Source organism: Paracoccus sediminilitoris (assembly GCF_003259195.1).
Lineage (GTDB): Bacteria > Pseudomonadota > Alphaproteobacteria > Rhodobacterales > Rhodobacteraceae > Paracoccus > Paracoccus sediminilitoris.
In genome coordinates this window covers 1-1,455 of record NZ_QJPK01000072.1, presented here as the reverse complement: position 1 = coordinate 1,455, position 1,455 = coordinate 1, and the positions used below count along the sequence as shown (strand labels likewise).

The window sequence follows — 1,455 nt, the reverse complement described above, 5'->3', positions numbered from 1 at the left end:
CGCGTAGCCCCAGAAATCAACCCGCGGATTCTCCGAATGGCTGGAGGAGAGGCGGGTCTCAGGTCACGCCATTCGTCGGGAAAACAGTCCACTGGACTGTTTTCTGACCCTCCTCATTCATCGATGCCTATGCCCGCAAGATCGTCGGCTGGCGGGCAAGCCAAACAGCCCACGCAGGCTTCGTTCTCGATGCCCTCGAACAAGCTGTCCGCGATCGCCGCCCAGCCAAGGGCGCGGGGCTCGTCCACCATTCCGTCCGCGGGGCGCAATACCTATCGATTAAATACACCGAGAGGCTGGCCGAGGCCGGCATCGAACCTTCCGTCGGCAGTGTCGGCGATAGCTACGACAATGCATTGGCGGAGACGATCAATGGTCTGTTCAAGGCCGGGTCATCCACCGTCGTGGGCCGTCGCGCAACTTCGAGGCTGTCGAATATGCCATCCTCGAATGGGTAGACTGGTTCAACAACTGCCGCCTGCTTAAGCCGATCGGGAACATCCCGTCGGCCGAAGCGGAGGCAAACTTCTACGTTGCTCTGGAAGCTGAAGACATGGCCGCCTAACTAATCCCAATCAGCCTCCGGAAAACCCGGCGCAGTTCACCTGTTTGAGCCGAATTGTTAGGGGCAAGCGCGTTTCCTCTGATGAGCAGCCACCGTCGGCGGTCTACTATGACTGAAAACAAAGGCGATAAGCGGAAGTAGACATTGACTTAGATCGCACCCACGATCTTCCAATGTTCACGCAGCACCCTGTACCGAAGGAAGCGAACTCTTCATGCCGTACCTACATCACCAAGATCGCAGACTTCTCTACTTACACGTCCCCAAGACTGGAGGTAGCACCATAGAAACATGGTTGAAGACGATCTCATCTTTGCATTTTCACAGCGTCGGTGTCCCGGCTGCCCTACGTTGCGTGCCGCAGCATTTCCGAATGTTGGATTTCAACGCCCTTTTCGGTAAAGGATATTTTGATGACGCCGTAATGACTGTTCGTAATCCCTATGATCGGATCGCCAGCGAATACCGCATGCGCGCTCTGCTGGCTGGTAAGGGGTTTTGGAAGGCATGGCCAAGCTTCTCACTCTGGCTCGAGGCCAATCTCGAAGCGGCAGCCAAGAACCCCTTCCATCTCGACAATCACCTGCGTCCACAATGGGAGTTCCACGGCTCCGATGTTGAGGTGTTGCGCTTCGAGGATGGTCTACTCGCCGTGACTGCGCAAATAGCGAAATTACTAGATGTGAGCCCACCCACGAACCTGCCGAAGGTCCATGATACTTCGAGCGCTTCGATCGAGGTGAGCTGGGATCTGTCAGATCGGCTGCGCGTGCAGGAATTCTATCGCAAAGATTTTGAGTTATTTGGTTATGAAGCCTGAAGGCTAGGCTCCAGACCCATTGATTTCAGTCCGTTGCGGTGATTCAGGCTTCGCAAGGAGACCTGATCTA

General features: G+C 55.5%; 1 protein-coding gene and 1 pseudogene. Both read left to right on the top strand.

The annotated features are described in order from the left end of the window. Positions 1 to 119: 119 nt before the first annotated feature. A pseudogene (locus tag DKT70_RS17580) lies at positions 120 to 565 on the top strand (DDE-type integrase/transposase/recombinase); the annotation flags it as partial. 214 nt (positions 566 to 779) lie between these two features. Beyond that, positions 780 to 1,385 (top strand): sulfotransferase family 2 domain-containing protein, encoded by a 606-nt coding sequence (locus DKT70_RS17575; protein WP_111560333.1) that lies wholly within the window; start codon positions 780 to 782, stop codon positions 1,383 to 1,385. Positions 1,386 to 1,455: the final 70 nt, after the last annotated feature.